Here is a 16,821-nt window from a genome sequence, read left to right as displayed (position 1 = left end):
CTCTTTGCAAATCACTTATTCTCAGCATCTAAAATATTTTTTATTCCTTTGGCCACCGCATCTGGATTGAAAGAAATACTATCGATTCCCTTTTCGACCAGAAATTGGGCAAATTCGGGAAAATCACTGGGAGCCTGACCACAAAGTCCAATTTTCTTTCCTTTCTTTTTGGCCTTGTCAATCGCCATACTGATCATTTGTTTTGAGGCATCGTTTTGTTCATCAAACAAATGGCTCACAAGGGAAGAATCCCTGTCAAGTCCAAGGGTAAGCTGGGTAAGGTCATTTGAACCGATTGAAAAGCCGTCAAAGATGGCTGCGTATTCTTCTGCCTGCAATACATTAGCGGGTATTTCACACATCACATAGATTTCCAGACCATTCCATCCCTGCTTTAAACCAAAATCCCCCATAAGATTGATGACTTTCTCTCCTTCTTCCAAGGTTCTGCAAAAGGGGACCATTAACTTTACATTCGTCAAGCCCATATCATCCCTAACCACTTTCATGGCTTCGCACTCCATACCGAATGCCTCTCTGTACGCATCACTGTAGTACCTGGAGGCACCCCTAAACCCCAGCATTGGATTTTCTTCATCCGGCTCGAATTCTTCCCCGCCGATCAGGTTGGCATATTCATTGGATTTAAAATCACTCATTCTAACAATTACCTCCCTGGGAAAAAATGCTGCGGCTATGGTAGCCACTCCTTCAGCCAGTTTATCCACAAAAAATAAGCGTTTTTCGGAATAGGTGCTCGTCAACGCTTCAATTTTCTTTTTTGCTTGCTTGTTTTTGAGTTCGCTAAAATGTAAAAGTGCCAGGGGATGGATTTGTATGCTATTATTTATTACAAATTCCAATCGCATCAGTCCTACCCCCTTTACCGGGTAATTACTATAACTGAAAGCAAGCCCCGGGTCGGCAAGAATCAACATCACCTCCGTACTTGGTTCTGCATATTCCTGAAAATCAATCTCCTCCTCCTCCCATTCAATAAACCCATCATAGACTTTACCGGTATTCCCTTCTGCACTTGAGACCGTTATTTCCTGGCCGTCTTGAATAGTATCCGTGGCATTTTCAGTTCCCACCACTGCCACGGCACCCAGTTCTCTGGCCACAATAGCGGCATGGCTGGTACGGCCCCCACTGTTGGTAACGATGGCAGAAGCTTTTTTCATCACATTGTCCCAATCCGGATTGGTGATGTTGGTTACCAATACATCTCCTTTCTGAAGTTTATTCGATTCATCGGGGGAATCGAGGATCCGACTCACCCCTTTGGTGACTTTTTCTCCTATAGCGGTTCCGGTGCTAAGTACCTTGCCCTCACCTTTTAGCCTGTATTCTTTGATTTTTGTCTTTTCCTTCCCGGAATGGACGGTTTCGGGTCTGGCCTGAACGATAAACAACTCCCCACTTTCACCATCTTTCGCCCATTCAATGTCCATGGCTCTTCCGTAGTGATTTTCGATCTCAAGTGACCAGACAGCCAATTTTGTAACTTCTTCATCCGTAAGGACAAATTTATTCCGGTCTTTTAATGGAGTTTTACGGTTAACCGTCGTACCCTTTTTGCCTTCTTTGGCGTAAACCATGGTTTGTTCTTTGCTACCTAATTTCTTGGAAATGATAGCGCGCATTCCTTTTTTCAATGCCGGTTTAAACACCAGGAATTCATCCGCGTTAACCGCTCCCTGCACCACATTGTCACCCAGGCCCCAACTACCCGTAAGAAAGATCACTTTTTCATATCCTGTGTCGGGCAAAATGGTGAAACCAACACCGGCAGCAGCCTTATCTGCACGAACCATCTTTTGAACTCCTGCAGATAAAGCGACACTAAGATGGTCAAAACCATTATGTTCCCGGTAACGAATGGCCCTTTCTGTGAATAAAGAAGCATAACATTTCTTGCAGGCATCAAGGGTATTTTCCGCTCCCTGAATATTCAGAAATGAATCGTGCTGTCCGGCAAAGGATGCATCCGGAAGATCTTCCGCAGTGGCACTACTTCTCACCGCAACACTGGTCAGGCTTTCTTCCTGTTCTTCGAGTTGATGATATGCTTCCTTGATGCTATTTTTCAAATCTTCTGGAAACTTGGCAGCTAAAATGAAACCCCTAAGTTTTTCTCCTATTGATTTAAGGTTTTTAAAATCTTTTTTATCCAATTTTTCTAATGTGCCAGCTACCTTTTCCCTGAGCCCATTATGGTCCATAAAATGCCAATAGGCATCGGAGGTAGTTGCAAAACCTGATGGAATGCGGATGCCTTTCGGACCCAATTGACTGATCATCTCGCCGAGTGATGCATTTTTACCCCCCACTTCTGCCGTATCCCTGTTCGTCAAATCTTTAAAAAATCGAGTGTAGTTTCCCTTATCATTCATCGTCCTACCTTTAAGATGCCATCATACATTTTATCATAAATAGAAAAGACCCGATGCAGGCTAAATACCTGCATCGGGTCTTTGCCTTTTAACTAATCATTCTTTAAACTTTAATTATTTATCAACACATCCGCACTGAGGTTATTATTATTCCCCGCCGGCGGCGTGTTGTAACCTCTGGCTACGATGGTGTATACCCCACCAGATCGTAAATTTAGATCTGGAATGGATAGGACTTCGGCGCCACCATCCGTTAAATTAACCTGAAAGGACTGTACGCCGCTATCAACCGTAACGAATTCGGTCGCCTCCAGGTACGCATTTCCTTCGACCAGTGTAGTCATTTCATCTTCCATAATCCTGGTCACATTTACTTCAGGAGAATCAGGAGAAAGATGAACAAAACGCACCGAAGCCTCGCCCGAAGAAATGGACACTTCTTCATCTTCTACCAACATTGCCTGCATGTCATCGTACTCATTCACATAAAATAACGAATAAGCCGCTCCCGTTTCAAATGTAAACGTGGTATCCACCACCACATTGGATGCATTTACCGGACTTACACGCATGGTTCGTTCCCCAGCGTAGAAGTTGAGATAATTCGTATAATCTGCATATCTCAAAGGATAATAATTGATACGCCCGTTTTCCATTAGTATATCAAGTGAGGGCGCATCTGGAGAAGCGTGGTACAATCCCACGTAGGAAATCTCCGGAAGCGGTACCACATCGTCATCGTCCACCTCACAACCGGAAATCAAACCGACGAATAGTCCTAGAAAAGCAATCGGTATCAATCTGATTTTTTTCAGCTTTATCACTTTTTTTACTTCCTTAAAGAACATACTACTAACTTAATTTACTATTTAAATTTATTCAATATATGGTATAAATAAAACAATTCCCATGCCAATCCAGGCTATTGGGTTATCAAAGTCGTCAACTTGTGATTTAGATGATTCGGAAACGAACCTGTTGGGTTTTGAGTCTAAAAGCCAGATTAGCCTGTTGAAATCAGAACTATTTTTTTCCTAACTCAGTTATACTTATTAATTAACCAAAATAAAAAACGAAATAATTATGGATATTACGAAGAAGGCAACAGGAGAAATAGAAGATCGTCTTAAAAAAATTGAAGATTTTATTGCTACAAAAGGCATTGGCTCTACTTACCTTAAAAAAGCACAGAAAACGCAGCGAGATGTTAATGTTGCGCTCGTTTTATTTGGAATCATCACGATCTCCGGACTTGCCTTTTGGATGAATGCCAAAAATAAATAACCTATAAGAAATTGAATCGTTGCGCATTTTTCGATAATCAAATCCTGGACTCTACCCGAATTTTTTGATAAAGGATTTGATTATTGATGCGTAGTGGTTAATAAGGCTTACTTTTTAAATTGTTTGATTACCTGTATGATAATCAACGGCATAATGCTGGTCAGGGCAATAAGTCCCCATAGCCTCCCTTCCATTTCCTGAAAGGAAAGAATTTCGCTAACCTGAGGAATGAAAAAGGCCAATGCCAATAAACTTACGCACAATCCAAGTGCCATCCAGATGTACTTATTCCGAGTAACTTGATTGTTAAAGACACTTTCATCTCCTTCTCTCATATTAAAAACGTGTAATAATTGAGCGAAAGCAAGGCTGAAAAAGGCCACGTTATTCGTGATTTCTTCGGGCTGCTCCCATACAAAATGGGCAAAGAAATAAGCTCCCGAGATGCAAAGCGTCAGTATCAAGCCGTACAAGGCAATTTGCAACCAGTTTGCACGGGTCAATAGCGGTTCCTGAGGATCTTTTGGGGGAAGTTTCATCACTCCCGCATTACCTTCACCCACGCCTAATGCCAAAGCCGGAAATACATCCGACAACAGATTGAGAAAAAGCAACTGCAAGGGCAAGAGCGGTAAGGTAAAAAGGCTGAAACTGACCAGGGCGATGATCAGAATTTCACTAAGGTGATAAGACAATTGGTACATGATAAATTTCCGGATATTGCCAAAAATAACGCGCCCCTGCTCTATCGCCTTTACGATGGATCCGAAAGCATCGTCTTTTAGCACCATGTCCGAAACCTCCTGGGCCACCTGGGTGCCTCTTTTGCCCATGGCGATGCCAATATTAGCCTTTTTCAATGCAGGAGCGTCATTGATTCCGTCCCCGGTCATGCCTACTATCTCCCCCTGATTCTGAAAGTATTTTATTAAATGTAGTTTTTGAGAAGGATCCACTCGCGAAAAAATACGGATCGCTGCAAGCTCATTACGTTCAGCTTCTTCCAATTTCTTATTAAGATCTTTCCCGGACATGGTCACCGATTCCTTCTTGTCTTTATCATCAATTAGATGCACCTGCTCCCCCACGTTCCGGGCCGTTCCGGGATGGTCGCCCGTTACCATTACCACCCGGATACCTGCTTCTTTACAGGTGTCCATGGCCTTTGCTACCTCAATTCGGGGCGGATCGATAAATCCAACCAAGCCAATAAAAATCATTTCCTGTAAAAAATCTTCTGCAGCTTTTCCTTCAGGTAACTGGTCTAACTTCTTGTAGCCAAAGGCCAACACCCTCAATCCCTCATCGGCCAGCTCATCGTTTTTTTGATACCAAAAATCTTTATCTTCCTCGGACAAGGATTTCACTTCTCCCCCCATTAAAATCTTTTGGGATCGTTCTATAAGGGCTTGTGCAGCCCCTTTCCCGGCCACATAGTGCGAATCGTCCTCTTTGTAAACCGCTCCCATCACCATGGATTCGGAATCAAACGGATCGTGTAATTCCCTTTCCAACTTCCGCAGTTCTTCAAACCGAGTTGAATCAAATTTTTTGGAAAAATGGAGTAGCGCTATTTCCAGGGGATCACCCTCACCGGCTCCGCTATCCATCTTATCTGACGCTTCCCCATGCCCGTTGTCAGTAATGGTGCCGTCCCCACTACCTTGGGAGGATTCGTTCGAATCATCACTGGATTCAGTATTCTCCGCCAATAAATTGGCATCGTTGGCCAATACGGCCACTTTAAATGCCTGTTGAAAATTCTCATCTTCGTCGGATTCCTCCGAACCACTGAGGTTAACTTGACCACCTTCTGACCAGTCAAAATCCAATCGCTTCTCTTGTGGAAAAACAAAGGTGTTGACAGTAAGTTGGTTTTTTGTAAGCGTGCCGGTTTTGTCTGTAAAAATAAGCGTCGTTTCACCCAACGTTTCTACTGCCTCCAGTTTTTTTACGATCACGTTCTTTTTTGCCAATTTCAGCATTCCCCGAGCCAGGGCTATACTTGCCACGATGGGAAGCCCCTCCGGAATGGCGGCAATGGTCCAGGCAATGGAGGTCTGAACCAGCTCGTAAATTTCCTTTCCAGTTAACCAGCCGACAATCAGAAAAGCCACTGCCAGCCCAATGGTTACATAGATTAGATTTTTCGTCAACCGGTTCAATTTTTGATTAAGCGGGGTGCTGTCTTTTTCTTGATCCCCGACAAGAGCGGAGATATTTCCCAATTCGGTGTGCATTCCGGTACCATAAATAACGACTTTACCGGTTCCGGTGGTGACGGCGGTACCTTTATATAAAATATTATTTCGGTCTGCTACCGGTTTCTCTTCTTTGGCCTTTTCCGGGGTCTTGCTTACAGGTACAGACTCACCCGTAAGAGGAGATTCATCCAGCCCCAGTTCATTGGCCGCAACCAGCCTCCCATCGGCTGGTACAAGATCTCCTGATTCCACCAAAACGATATCTCCGGGGACAATACTTTCTGCATTGATTGATGTTTTTCGTCCATTTCTCAGTACCTGGGCGGTGGTCTTGTCCATATCCTTCAAGGCTTCCATGGACTTTTGTGCCTTAAACTCCATCCAAAAACCAATGAATGTATTGACTAGCAGCACTACCAGAATAGCAATTCCCTCTGCCAAATCACCAAAAATAAAGGCAAGTAATGCCGCGGCTGAGAGTAGGTAAATGACAGGATTATTAATTTGAGAAATGAAAATTTGCCAAATGCTTTCTTTTTCCTGTTCTTCCAAGATGTTTGGCCCAAACTTTTTCCTTCTTGCTTCTACTTCTGTATCCGAAAGCCCGTTTTCAGGGTCTACCTCAAACGCATCCAGTACTTCCTCGACCGTTTGAAGATAGAAATCCTTTTCTTTACTGTCAGATGCTGTAGACTTTGCCATATCCTGTAACTCTTGTTATTTGTTGGTAATCGGTAGATTGAAACTATTCATCAAGGTAAAACTCCCTTACTTCGCCAAGTTTAAACGTATAGCTTTTGCCTTGAACACCTATTTTTACTTCGTTTTTCCATCCGGTTTCGAAGGTTATGGTTAATTTTTTATCGTCCAGTGAAAACGCAATCCAATGACGCCTGTATTGAACCCGCAAAGAAATCTTCTTAAGATGATCCAACATCGGAGGGTCAATCCACAAAGCTTCTTCTCCTACTTCCAGCCCAAGAAAAGCCCTTTGGACCAGGTCCAGGGATCCCGCCATGGCTCCCAGATGAATGCCCTCCGGAGTAGTACCGCCTTGGATATCCTCAAAATCACTGATTAGTACCGTCTCAAAATTATCCCAGGACTGTTGCTGATCGTATTTTAATAAAATCCAGGAAAACACCACCCGACTCAAAGTGGACCCATGGGAGGTCCGCTCTCTGTAATAAGCGATGTTTTTCGAAACCATCTCTTCCGAGTATTCGATTCCAAGCTGGTTAAAAATACGCTGAATTTCTGTTTTCGTAAACAAGTAAAAAAGCATCAACACATCGGCCTGCTTGCTGGCCTTATACCGATTCGGGCTATCTCCTTCATTTTCTAACACTCGATCCAACCGGTGAATATCTTCGTATTTGTTTCGATATTCTTCCCAGGGAAATTCGTCCAGCTTTTCGTACCCCTCGAACTGGGCAATGATACCCTCTTCGATGAAGGGAACGTACATTTTTGTGCTGATATCCTTCCACAATTCCAGGTCTGTCTCCTTGATGTGGAGCTCCTTCATCAGCTCTCTACGCCTGCTTTTCTCAATAATTTCCACGATATGAAGTGCCTTTTGCATGACCCATGCCGCCATTACATTGGTATAGGCATTGTTATTTAGCCCAACCTGATCGGAGTCTGGATAGGAAGTGTGGTATTCGTCCGGGCCCACGACCCCGTGAATTTCATACCGGTCTTCTTCCTTGTTGTAGCTGGTCATACTTTCCCAAAACTGGGCGATGCTTAAAAACATTTCCGCTCCGAAATAGGAGAGAAATTGTTGATCTTCCGTCGTTAGGTAATAGTTCCAAATATTGTATGCAATGGCCGAATTGATATGTCGCTGCAGGTGGGTATTATCAGGTATCCAGTTTCCAGACTGGGGGTTCAAATGTACCACCTGTGTTTCCTCCCTGCCGTTGCTACCACTTTGCCAGGGATACATGGTTCCTTTTTTTCCATCTTCCTTGGCGGCAAACCTGGCTTCCTCAATGCGGTAATACCGGTACATGAGCAAACTCCTGGTTAGGTCCGGAAACCGCAGATTTAAAAAGGGGAAGATATACAGCTCATCCCAAAAGATATGTCCCCGGTACCCCTCTCCGTGAAGTCCTCTGGATGGCACGCCCACATCCATGCCGATGATATTGGTAGATACGGTTTGGAGCAGGTGGAAAATATGCAGACGGAGCAATTGTTGATTTCTATCGCCATTGATAATTCCGATATCGGCTCTATTCCACAACGTCTTTAAGGCCTCCTCATGACGAAAACAAATCTCTTCAAAACGACCCGCTCGTTTAATTGACTTTTTTGCCTCCACCCCGGGTTCACTGATGGCCCGATCCCTGCTGGTATAAATACCCACTACCTTTTCCAAGGTATAGGTTTTCCCTTCCTCCAACTCAACCCGCAACACTTGTTCAATGTACCCTTCCCGCTGATTGGTGGTAATTACTGGGCTCATTTCCCTTTCATCCTGATAAAGGGAAGTTCTGGCCGCCTGGGCCATGCTGATCCTGGATTGCCGGGTACGCACCAATAGAAAAATGGCATTATCAGCGATCTTTTCCGTCTCCCGGGGCTTTAAGTGTCTGCTCTCTAATTCCCGGTATCGAGCCACGTTGTCATTGATCACATTTCCATCCAGCCCGGACCGGAACTCTACGATGCCAGTCCAATTTTCCGGCGTAATTGCCCAATGGATGCCTGCCATATGCTTGTCTCGCATGCTCACGATCCGCTTGCTGGTTACGGCTGTAATCCTTCCTTCTTTATCTTCTACGCGAAACTCACGGATCAAAACCCCACATTTAATATCGAACGTCTGCCGATAGGCCAGTATCTTTTGGCTGTGAAGACTGAGCCAGGAGCCACCTTCCGGTCTGAAACTAAGACACAGCCAGTTTGGGAAGTTGACAAAATCTTCGTTTTCAATTATTTTACCAGATACCTCGGTCCTGGCCCGGTTAAAACCTCCTGCGAGATAGGTCCCCGGGTAATTAAAATCATCACTTCGGCTTTCCTCAGCCGCGCCCCGGGTCGCGAGGTATCCATTGCCTAAGGTGCACAAGGCTTCTCTTAGTTTTTGCTTTTCAGGCTTCCACCCCTCGTAAACGATGCTAAAATTATCCTTCATTTCTGTTTTGTTTTTTTTCGATAACGATCCCCAGCTTTCTTAGCCTTTCAGACTATGGGTTACCCTTATCCCAGTTTCCCAACTCCTCTAGAAACCGATATACCTCTCCGGTATCTTTTAACCGATAATCGGCATAGGTTTTTTGCCCGTGGGACCCCACCAAAATACCGGTGCCGCTTAAGGCTTCAAGCGCGTCTTCATCCGTGATATCGTCTCCAATGAATATGGGGTGGTTTTGGGCCGCTGCTAAATCTAATTCATCAAGCAGCCAATTTAAGGCATGCCCTTTATGCCAATCCAGGTCCGGCTTGAGTTCCAGAATCTTTTTACCCTTCCCGATTTTAAGTCGCTGCTCCCCTACCAGAACTTCCTCCACGGCATTTTCAACGTCTACTACCTGGTCTGCTTTCACCCTTCGGTAATGAACTGCGATGGCATATTTCTTTCTTTCCACCTCGCAGCCATCGATCGTTTCAATCCGCTTTTTCAACTTGCTTTCAACCTCGTCCAAAATGGGTAAAATTTTTTTACCTGGCTCAAATTGCATTTCCAACCCATTTGGACCAGAAATCTCAAAACCATGGCTACCCGCATAAATCAATCCCTGAAGCCCGACCTTTGATTTTAAATCGGCTAACCCCCGTCCACTGATAATAGCAAGGGTGAATTGATCGGACAATTGCTGGATGACCTTCTTGCTGGTTGCGGTTAGTTCAGCCGCGTCAGGGTCCTCCACAATAGGGGTCAGCGTGCCGTCGTAATCAAAAAATAACACTGGTCGCTTCCCGCCGATGTCAGTAACAATATCCTGGAAGCTTTCCAGGGCATGGGGGAGAGTCGCTGTTTCCCGAAGTTTTTTTTGTGTCTCCATTATAGTTTCAATTCCGTAAGTTCATGTACCACTATGTCTGCCCCCGCGTCGCGAAGCACTTCATCCTCACCATTTCTAGCTACCCCAACTACCGCCGAAAAACCACCTTTTTTACCTGCTTGGATCCCGGCAATAGCATCTTCTATAATTAAGGTATGGTCCAAATCAGCATTTAGATTCTCCATGGCCTTAATAAACACGTCCGGTGCCGGTTTGCCTGGAAGCTCCTGCTCCCTGGCAATTTCTCCATCTATCCGGACATCGAACCAATGTAGCATATCGGCCGCTTCCAAAATCCGCCGACAATTTCGACTCGCCGAAATGACGGCTAATTTTATCCCTTTCTTTTTCCATTGCTTTACCATTTCCAATGTGTCCGGAAATACGTCAACCCCCTCTTTCTTCATCAACGCTAAAAAAATATTATTTTTCCGTCTGCCGAGACCAACGATGGATTCCTCTTCGGGGCCGTCTTCGGGAGTACCTTCCGGCAGGGCTAATTGTCGGGATTCAAGAAAGGCGCGAACCCCATCTAGCCTGGAGACCCCATCGATATAGCGTTTATAATCCCTCCCAATATCCAAAGGGGCAAAATGCTTGCCTTGCACCTTTTCCAGGTACTCGTCAAACATCTGTTTCCATGCTTTGGCATGAAGCCGGGCACTGTCTGTGATCACGCCGTCCATGTCCAGAATGATCGCCTGAATAGTGGGTTGTACCTTCTTTGACATGATTTTTACGGGTTGGGTAAGGTTTTGGGCAAAAATAAAATTATTTCAAAATACCATAAAGGACAATCTTTATGAAGATATTCTTCACACAATATCAAAAATTGTCGGAATAAAATCAGGCAACGTCTATTTCTTTGCTTAAATACACATCCTGAATGGTGTTCAGCAATTCCACACCCTTATCCATGGGGCGCTGAAAAGCCTTTCTACCCATAATGAGCCCCATGCCGCCGGCGCGCTTGTTAACGACTGCTGTTTTAACCGCCTCCTGCAGATCATCTTCCCCAGAGGAAGCCCCGCCAGAATTGATAAGGCCAATTCTTCCCATGTAACAATTGGCTACCTGATAGCGACACAAATCGATCGGATGGCTACTGCTCAGCTTATCATACATATCGGGATGGGATTTTCCAAAATTGATACTCGTAAACCCCCCGTTGTGGGTAGGTAGTTTTTGCTTAATAATATCCGCCTGCAAGGTAACGCCCAAATGGTTGGCCTGCCCGGTCAGGTCTGCTGCGGTTTCGTAATTTTTACCGTCTTTTTCAAAACCGCTGTTCCGCGTATAGCACCACAATATGGTAGCCATGCCCAGTTCATGGGCTCTTTCAAAGGCCTCCGATACCTCAATGATTTGTCGGTTAGAGCCCTCAGATCCGAAATAAATGGTGGCTCCCACGGCTGCTGCCCCCAGATTCCAGGCATCCTCAACCGAGCCAAACATGATTTGCTCGTGTTTATTAGGATAAGTCAGCAGTTCATTATGGTTTATTTTAGCAACGAAGGGAATTTTATGGGCGTATTTTCTCGCGATCACCCCTAGCGTACCCATGGTCGTGGCTACACCGTTGCAACCGGCTTCTATAGCAAGCCGGATAATGTTTTCGGGATCAAAATACACCGGGTTCGGAGCGAAGGCACTTCCTGCGGAATGTTCGATACCCTGGTCGACGGGAAGAATGGAGAGGTATCCACTGCCTGCCAATCGTCCATGATTAAAAAGGCCAGCCAAATTCCGCAGCACTTGTGGGCTCCTGTTACTGTTTACAAAAATTTCATCTACAAAATCAGCTGAAGGAAGGTGCAGCAATTTTTTATCAAAGGTCTTGCTCTGGTGAGCTAAATAATATTCCTCATCCTTACCTAGCAATTCTTTTATCCGTTCAAATCCAGTGTTCATTTTTTTAGGGGTATCGTTGTAAAATGGGAGAAGAGTACCGACAGGCCAAAATAGTAACCTGATTTCGTTCTAGTTAACGCACATTTATTATACCAAAGTTGCTAATTGCGCCTTATTCGGTCCAAAAATGAAAAATTACTTGTAAAATCGGGTAAAAGGACCACCAAACAACCGGTCGAAGCAGTTCAGCAACACTTTCGAAGCTATTCTCTTTCCCGGGGGTTTCCGGTGCAGGCAATCTAAACTGTTCTTTTCAAAATAAACCAGTCTTATAGACAACGGGTAAGGGTACTCACTAAGTCCCGGTAAGGGGTTCCGAACCCTACCCAGGTACATCATATATGCTTGTGTGGACTTAAAACTGACAAGTGCCGACCAAAAACTGACAGGCTTGAATAAAAAATACGCAACCGTTCGTCCCGGAGCTGCGCCTTTGAGCCTCCAAACCGGGGCTTTTCGCCAAAAACGAACACCTTTTCGTACCTAAGAAAATAAGGTTCGGGAAAATATCCCGCCTTTTCAGCGCTTGATGCCTTGAAAAATCACCTTTTGTCGAAGCCTCGAAAATGCAATCTTTACTAATACAAAACAAAGCCAGAATTCAAAACACGAAATCGAGCATGACGAGATCGACACACAGAGGGATGATTATCAAGCATGGGAGATTCCATCTGACCGTTGAAAAAAAAATATAAACAGATGAAACTAAGTCCTGAATGGGAATAATATAAAAACCCCGATAAAGCCCTATACCAGTATCGGAACCAACACTAAAATGGATACTTGGACTAGCAAAGAATAACCTGTAAATAACGAAAACCCAAGCGCTGAAGGCGCGAAATACAGCAGCACAGGGTGCAGCCCTTTGACAACAATACGGATAACGGCATCCCTAGCCCTGAATGGGCGAAATATTTTCGCCATACCATCCTACTCGCCTACTCCAATTGCCGAGAAATCCTGCCGGTTCAAATGACACCAGCCTTTTGAATAATCAGCAACCCAGCTAGTGCAACACCTTATCAAACTCCACCTCCTGTGCCGCCAACACAAACACCTTGGTAGGTAAGGCCTTGGTTTTTTCCTTTAGAGCATTGTAATAAACCTCAAAATCACCTTCCAGCTCGGGAACCGCCAAGCCAATTAGCACCAGGTCACTTTCGGCGGATTCTTTATTTAATATCTCCCAAAAATCCCTGCCCTTCGATTCCAATATCCGGTACCCAAAACCGATACGCATGCTTGAAAAAATGGCTTCCAAATTTTTTCGGGCTCCGACAGAGGCCTCCGAGTTGGGGACCACCATTTTAACATTTACCTGGGCCTGCTGCCACTCCCGGCTGTTTTTCAACAAATACGCCAAAATGATCATCAGGCTTCCATTTTTTTTCAGCCCTCCCCACCAGATATCAATCACCTGTTTTTTCCGAAACCCCTTATTATTTTCATCCTGCACGATAATGACGTTTTTCCGGGATTTATAAAAATGCCGTATCATTCTGGAATAAGGCTTTAAATGCGCGTTTTCCCGGGTGTCGCCTAATAGGACCGTGTTGGGGACCAGCTGCCCCAAGCCATACGCATTCACCAATTGGGTGGCCCCTGTGAAGGGATCCGGGGCCCGCAGCACGCGAACCAAGGCCTGTACATTTTTATTGGCCAGAAAGTCCATGATCTGACTTTCGTAGTCTTTGACCTTTTCCTGAGGTACATTCGATTCGGAAAGAATGGTACTGACCGTAAACAGGGAATTACCATTGGTAATATCATTGGTCAATTCGATTAGTCGCCAGCGTTTGGTGGGAGAGCCAGACAAAACCAGGATATTGGGACGCCAGCTTTTGGCATCTACTTCCTTTTCTAATCTTAGCAAGGCATAACGGATGATGGAAGAAAGAATGCCGCTCCCCAGACCTCCCCAGGTTCTCCTTATTTTCCTTCGTTTCAGCCATATAAAAATAATGCCGATCACCAGAAATGCGGCGATGGTAGCGAGAGAATTGATCAAAAACATCACGGCCGCACAGCCCAGGGCTCCCAATAAAGAAAAAAGCCAGTGCACCTTAAATTTGGGTCGAAAGGAAGGGCTTTTCAAAAAGGTTTCCACTCCGGCGGTGACATTCAATACCGCATAGGTAGTTAGGAAAAACATGGTCAAAATCGGAGCGATCAGATTCAGATTGCCAAAATACACGGTCACCAAGGTTATGCCTATCGTAAAGAGGGTAGCTGCCTGTGGTATTTTCTCTTTTCCTACAACCTTAGTAAAGAAACCTGCCCAAGAGGGTAGGATCTTGTCATTTGCCAGTGCCTGCAATACCCGGGGAGCACCCAGTAGGCTTCCGGTAGCGCTGGACAAGGTAGCTCCCCACACCCCCAGAAGAATGGCCCCGCCCCAAACAGCGATCTGCTGCATGATCAGGGGCTCAGCTACCAGGGTAGCGGCATCAACTCTGGAAGCCAGGATAATTGGCAGGATCATGTAAATCACAAAGCCAACACCCACTGCCAGGAAAGTGCCTTTAGGGATGGATTTAGCCGGATCTTTTAGGTCTCCGGACATGTTTACTCCCGTCATTATCCCGGTAACCGCCGGGAAAAATATGGCAAAAACCTGCCAGAAACTCACCGACTGGGAAGCGGGCACACCCCATAATTCGATATGGGAATCTTCCAACGGCCTGCCTAAGGCAAGAGAAAGCAATGAAAGCGCTATCAGCGCTAAAATGATGTATTGAACTTTGATCGTAGCTTTAGTGGAAAACAACGCCAGGAACCCTAAAAGAAGCGTGGTCACCAGACTGATCGATCGGGGTTCCAGCACTGGAAATACTGCCGTCAAACTTTCCGAAAATCCAATGATGTAAAGAGAAACCGAAAAGGCTTGTGCCAAATATAGGGGGATTCCCACGGCCCCACCAATTTCTGCTCCCAAGGATCTGCTGATCAGAAAATAAGCCCCTCCGCCTTTTACAGGAGCATTGGTGGCCACCGCGGCTATGGACAGCGAGGTAAGAAAGGTAATGGAGGTAGATAGGGTTACAATCAGCAGGGTGCCGATTAGCCCCACATTTCCCACCACCCATCCAAACCGGAGGTACATGATGACCCCTAGTATAGTAAGCAAAGAAGGGGTAAAAACCCCTCCAAAAGTACCTAATTTCGAATATTTATTCTTCTTCGTTCCCTTTCCCGCCATTAGTCTCTGCTTATCCAAACAACCCAGTCGTTTTCTGCATCATGGGGAGCCTGCCCAAGACTTACCTTTTCTTTTTCTGCCACTTCTATTGGCTCTCCGGTAGTATACATCTCTCCCATCCTCGGATCATACCAATGAATACGATAGGTTCCCGAAGGCAAAATCACCTGTCCTTTCCCGCCCTCCGGCAAATAAATAACCAACTCCTCTGAATCCAGTGCCAGGCCCCAGCCGGTCGTTTCGGACGGATTCATTGGTTTCAGTTTCTCAAAGGGAAGGTTGTTATTGAGGAAAAAGGATTTGGCCCGATCCATGGTCTTCCAGTACTTTTCATATAGCCGGTAATCTTGAATCGTGAGGTCTTTTCCGCTGCCAAAATAGATTTCAACCCCTGCCCCTCCGGCCATCAAAGCGGCCCAAAGCGCATTTTTTCTCCAGGTATCCAGATCCGGAAATTCGGGATTCGTATAAGGCTCGTCGTAGGTGACTACCCAAGGTTGTCCATGGAGAGCAGATTGCTCCCGCCAGTGCCGGATTCGCTCGTAGCCATAAAAGGAATCTTCAAAATTACCCTGGTAGCTAATGCCGGTATAGGGAGAATCTCCCAACAACCCATCAAAAATAGCGTCGGTATTGGAAGGCCCATTGTGAACGACAATTAATTCATTAGCAGGTAAAAGATCCTCTAAATAGGCAGCAAAGTCCTTTCGTTGCTCCGTACTATTCGCCTTCCCCTCTTCGGTGGACTCTTTGCCCCAGCCACTTTCTTCTCCTATATTCCAGGTAACAGCATTAAGGTAACCAAACCTGGCTGCCATCTCCCGGTAATATACTTTCCGGCTGTCAGCAAAAACGCCCCCTTCCTTGGCCTCAAAATAAGATTGGTTTTCCTGTTCGGAGAGGACGAATTGAGGCATTAGCCCTGATGCCATCATGTGATCGAAGACCTGTTGCCATTGATCCAGTTTGGAAAGGTCATATTCGTAATACGCATCCGGCCCTATCCAGGGATAGGCCTTTTTCCCATCCCCATAGGCATTCATTAAAAGGAAATAATGGGCGTTAATCCCTTGATCTTGAAGGTAATTTACGACACCCAGAATACCTTTCCCCTTTCCTCCCTGCCAGACCGGATCGGTTTCTTCCCAGTCTTTCAGGTGTGCGGGATAGTCTCTATCTGAATCGGTACCATCAAATCCGGAATATTCCAAAAATACCTCCGGAGAATTGGCTCCCATTTTCAGAAAATAATCGCCATTGGTAAACTGTAAAAAATGGCCTCCGGTATACGCAAGTTTCCCTTTGGATAAAAATCCGGGTGCCTTACCATCTGGAGGAGCTACCTGAAATTCCCCGGCATCGCCGTGAAAGGAAGTCTCCCATTCTCCGTGAATAGTGGAAGCAATGGCTGCGCGATCGGCCTGATAAAATCGAGCCTGGTACTGCCAATCTCCGGGAATAAGGGGTAATAAATGTGCTCTCCAGATATTTCCCTCCGTAGCACTGCTTTCTCCTGCCATGCCGTCACCGGCAAAATACCCAGGTACTACAGTGGATTTTCCTGTAGGATCGGTAAATTCCACCTCCAGGCGAAAGTTTAAGAACGTTTGGGCTGCTTCGTTTCCTTGGGGACCTTCCCAGGACAAAGTCAGTTTCTGGTAGGCTACTTGGTCCCCCTCGATAGTAGCTTTCTGAGCATATCCAGGTGATACCAGGGTACTTAAGGCAAATAAAAAAAATAGCTTTCTCATTATGGGCTTGGTTTTGACCTAAAGTTAGTCATTTGGAGGAAAAAAACACAAAAATGTGGC

Annotated in this window: 10 protein-coding genes; 1 reads left to right on the top strand and 9 read right to left on the bottom strand. The window is 45.4% G+C overall.

Translation table 11 applies throughout. The features are described 5' to 3' along the window. Window positions 1–11 precede the first annotated feature (11 nt). Both ppsA and GJS45_RS11865 read right to left on the bottom strand, forming a co-directional pair. Window positions 12–2,396 carry a phosphoenolpyruvate synthase gene (gene ppsA / locus GJS45_RS11870; protein ID WP_162342061.1) on the bottom strand — a complete coding sequence of 795 codons (2,385 nt, stop codon included), beginning with the start codon at window positions 2,394–2,396 and terminating at the stop codon, window positions 12–14. A 110-nt stretch (window positions 2,397–2,506) separates the two neighbouring features. After that, complete coding sequence (locus GJS45_RS11865; RefSeq protein WP_162342060.1) at window positions 2,507–3,244, bottom strand: DUF4397 domain-containing protein; 738 nt, start codon at window positions 3,242–3,244, stop codon at window positions 2,507–2,509. 235 nt (window positions 3,245–3,479) lie between these two features. Between GJS45_RS11865 and GJS45_RS11860 the strand changes: the two genes are divergently transcribed. Then, on the top strand, window positions 3,480–3,680 hold the full coding sequence (locus tag GJS45_RS11860) for a hypothetical protein (protein WP_162342059.1): 201 nt from the start codon (window positions 3,480–3,482) through the stop codon (window positions 3,678–3,680). Window positions 3,681–3,787: 107 nt separating this feature from the next. On the opposite strand, the gene GJS45_RS11855 is transcribed toward GJS45_RS11860, so the two are convergent. From GJS45_RS11855 to GJS45_RS11825, 7 genes are all read right to left on the bottom strand, one after another. After that, window positions 3,788–6,586, bottom strand: a complete 2,799-nt coding sequence (locus tag GJS45_RS11855) for a cation-translocating P-type ATPase (protein ID WP_162342058.1) — start codon at window positions 6,584–6,586, stop codon at window positions 3,788–3,790. A gap of 43 nt (window positions 6,587–6,629) precedes the next feature. Continuing rightward, window positions 6,630–9,029, bottom strand: a complete 2,400-nt coding sequence (locus tag GJS45_RS11850) for a glycoside hydrolase family 65 protein (protein ID WP_162342057.1) — start codon at window positions 9,027–9,029, stop codon at window positions 6,630–6,632. Between the two features lie 52 nt (window positions 9,030–9,081). Next, a complete protein-coding gene (gene otsB / locus GJS45_RS11845; RefSeq protein ID WP_162342056.1) occupies window positions 9,082–9,900 on the bottom strand; it encodes a trehalose-phosphatase in 819 nt (272 codons plus the stop codon). Next, window positions 9,900–10,631: an HAD family hydrolase gene (locus tag GJS45_RS11840; protein ID WP_162342055.1), complete on the bottom strand. Its 732-nt coding sequence runs from the start codon at window positions 10,629–10,631 to the stop codon at window positions 9,900–9,902. Before GJS45_RS11840 ends, otsB begins: the two co-directional genes overlap by 1 nt. 115 nt (window positions 10,632–10,746) lie before the next feature. Beyond that, entirely contained in the window at window positions 10,747–11,811 is a 1,065-nt protein-coding gene (locus GJS45_RS11835; RefSeq protein WP_162342054.1) for a class I fructose-bisphosphate aldolase, read from the bottom strand. A gap of 1,006 nt (window positions 11,812–12,817) precedes the next feature. Continuing rightward, window positions 12,818–15,028, bottom strand: a complete 2,211-nt coding sequence (locus GJS45_RS11830) for an APC family permease (RefSeq protein WP_235954729.1) — start codon at window positions 15,026–15,028, stop codon at window positions 12,818–12,820. Beyond that, window positions 15,010–16,761, bottom strand: a complete 1,752-nt coding sequence (locus GJS45_RS11825) for a DUF5060 domain-containing protein (protein WP_162342053.1) — start codon at window positions 16,759–16,761, stop codon at window positions 15,010–15,012. The genes GJS45_RS11830 and GJS45_RS11825 overlap by 19 nt, the downstream gene beginning before the upstream one ends. Window positions 16,762–16,821: the final 60 nt, after the last annotated feature.

It is taken from the genome of Cyclobacterium salsum (assembly GCF_010119245.1).
Classification (GTDB): Bacteria; Bacteroidota; Bacteroidia; order Cytophagales; family Cyclobacteriaceae; genus Cyclobacterium; species Cyclobacterium salsum.
This window is presented reverse-complemented; position numbering and strand designations above follow the sequence as displayed.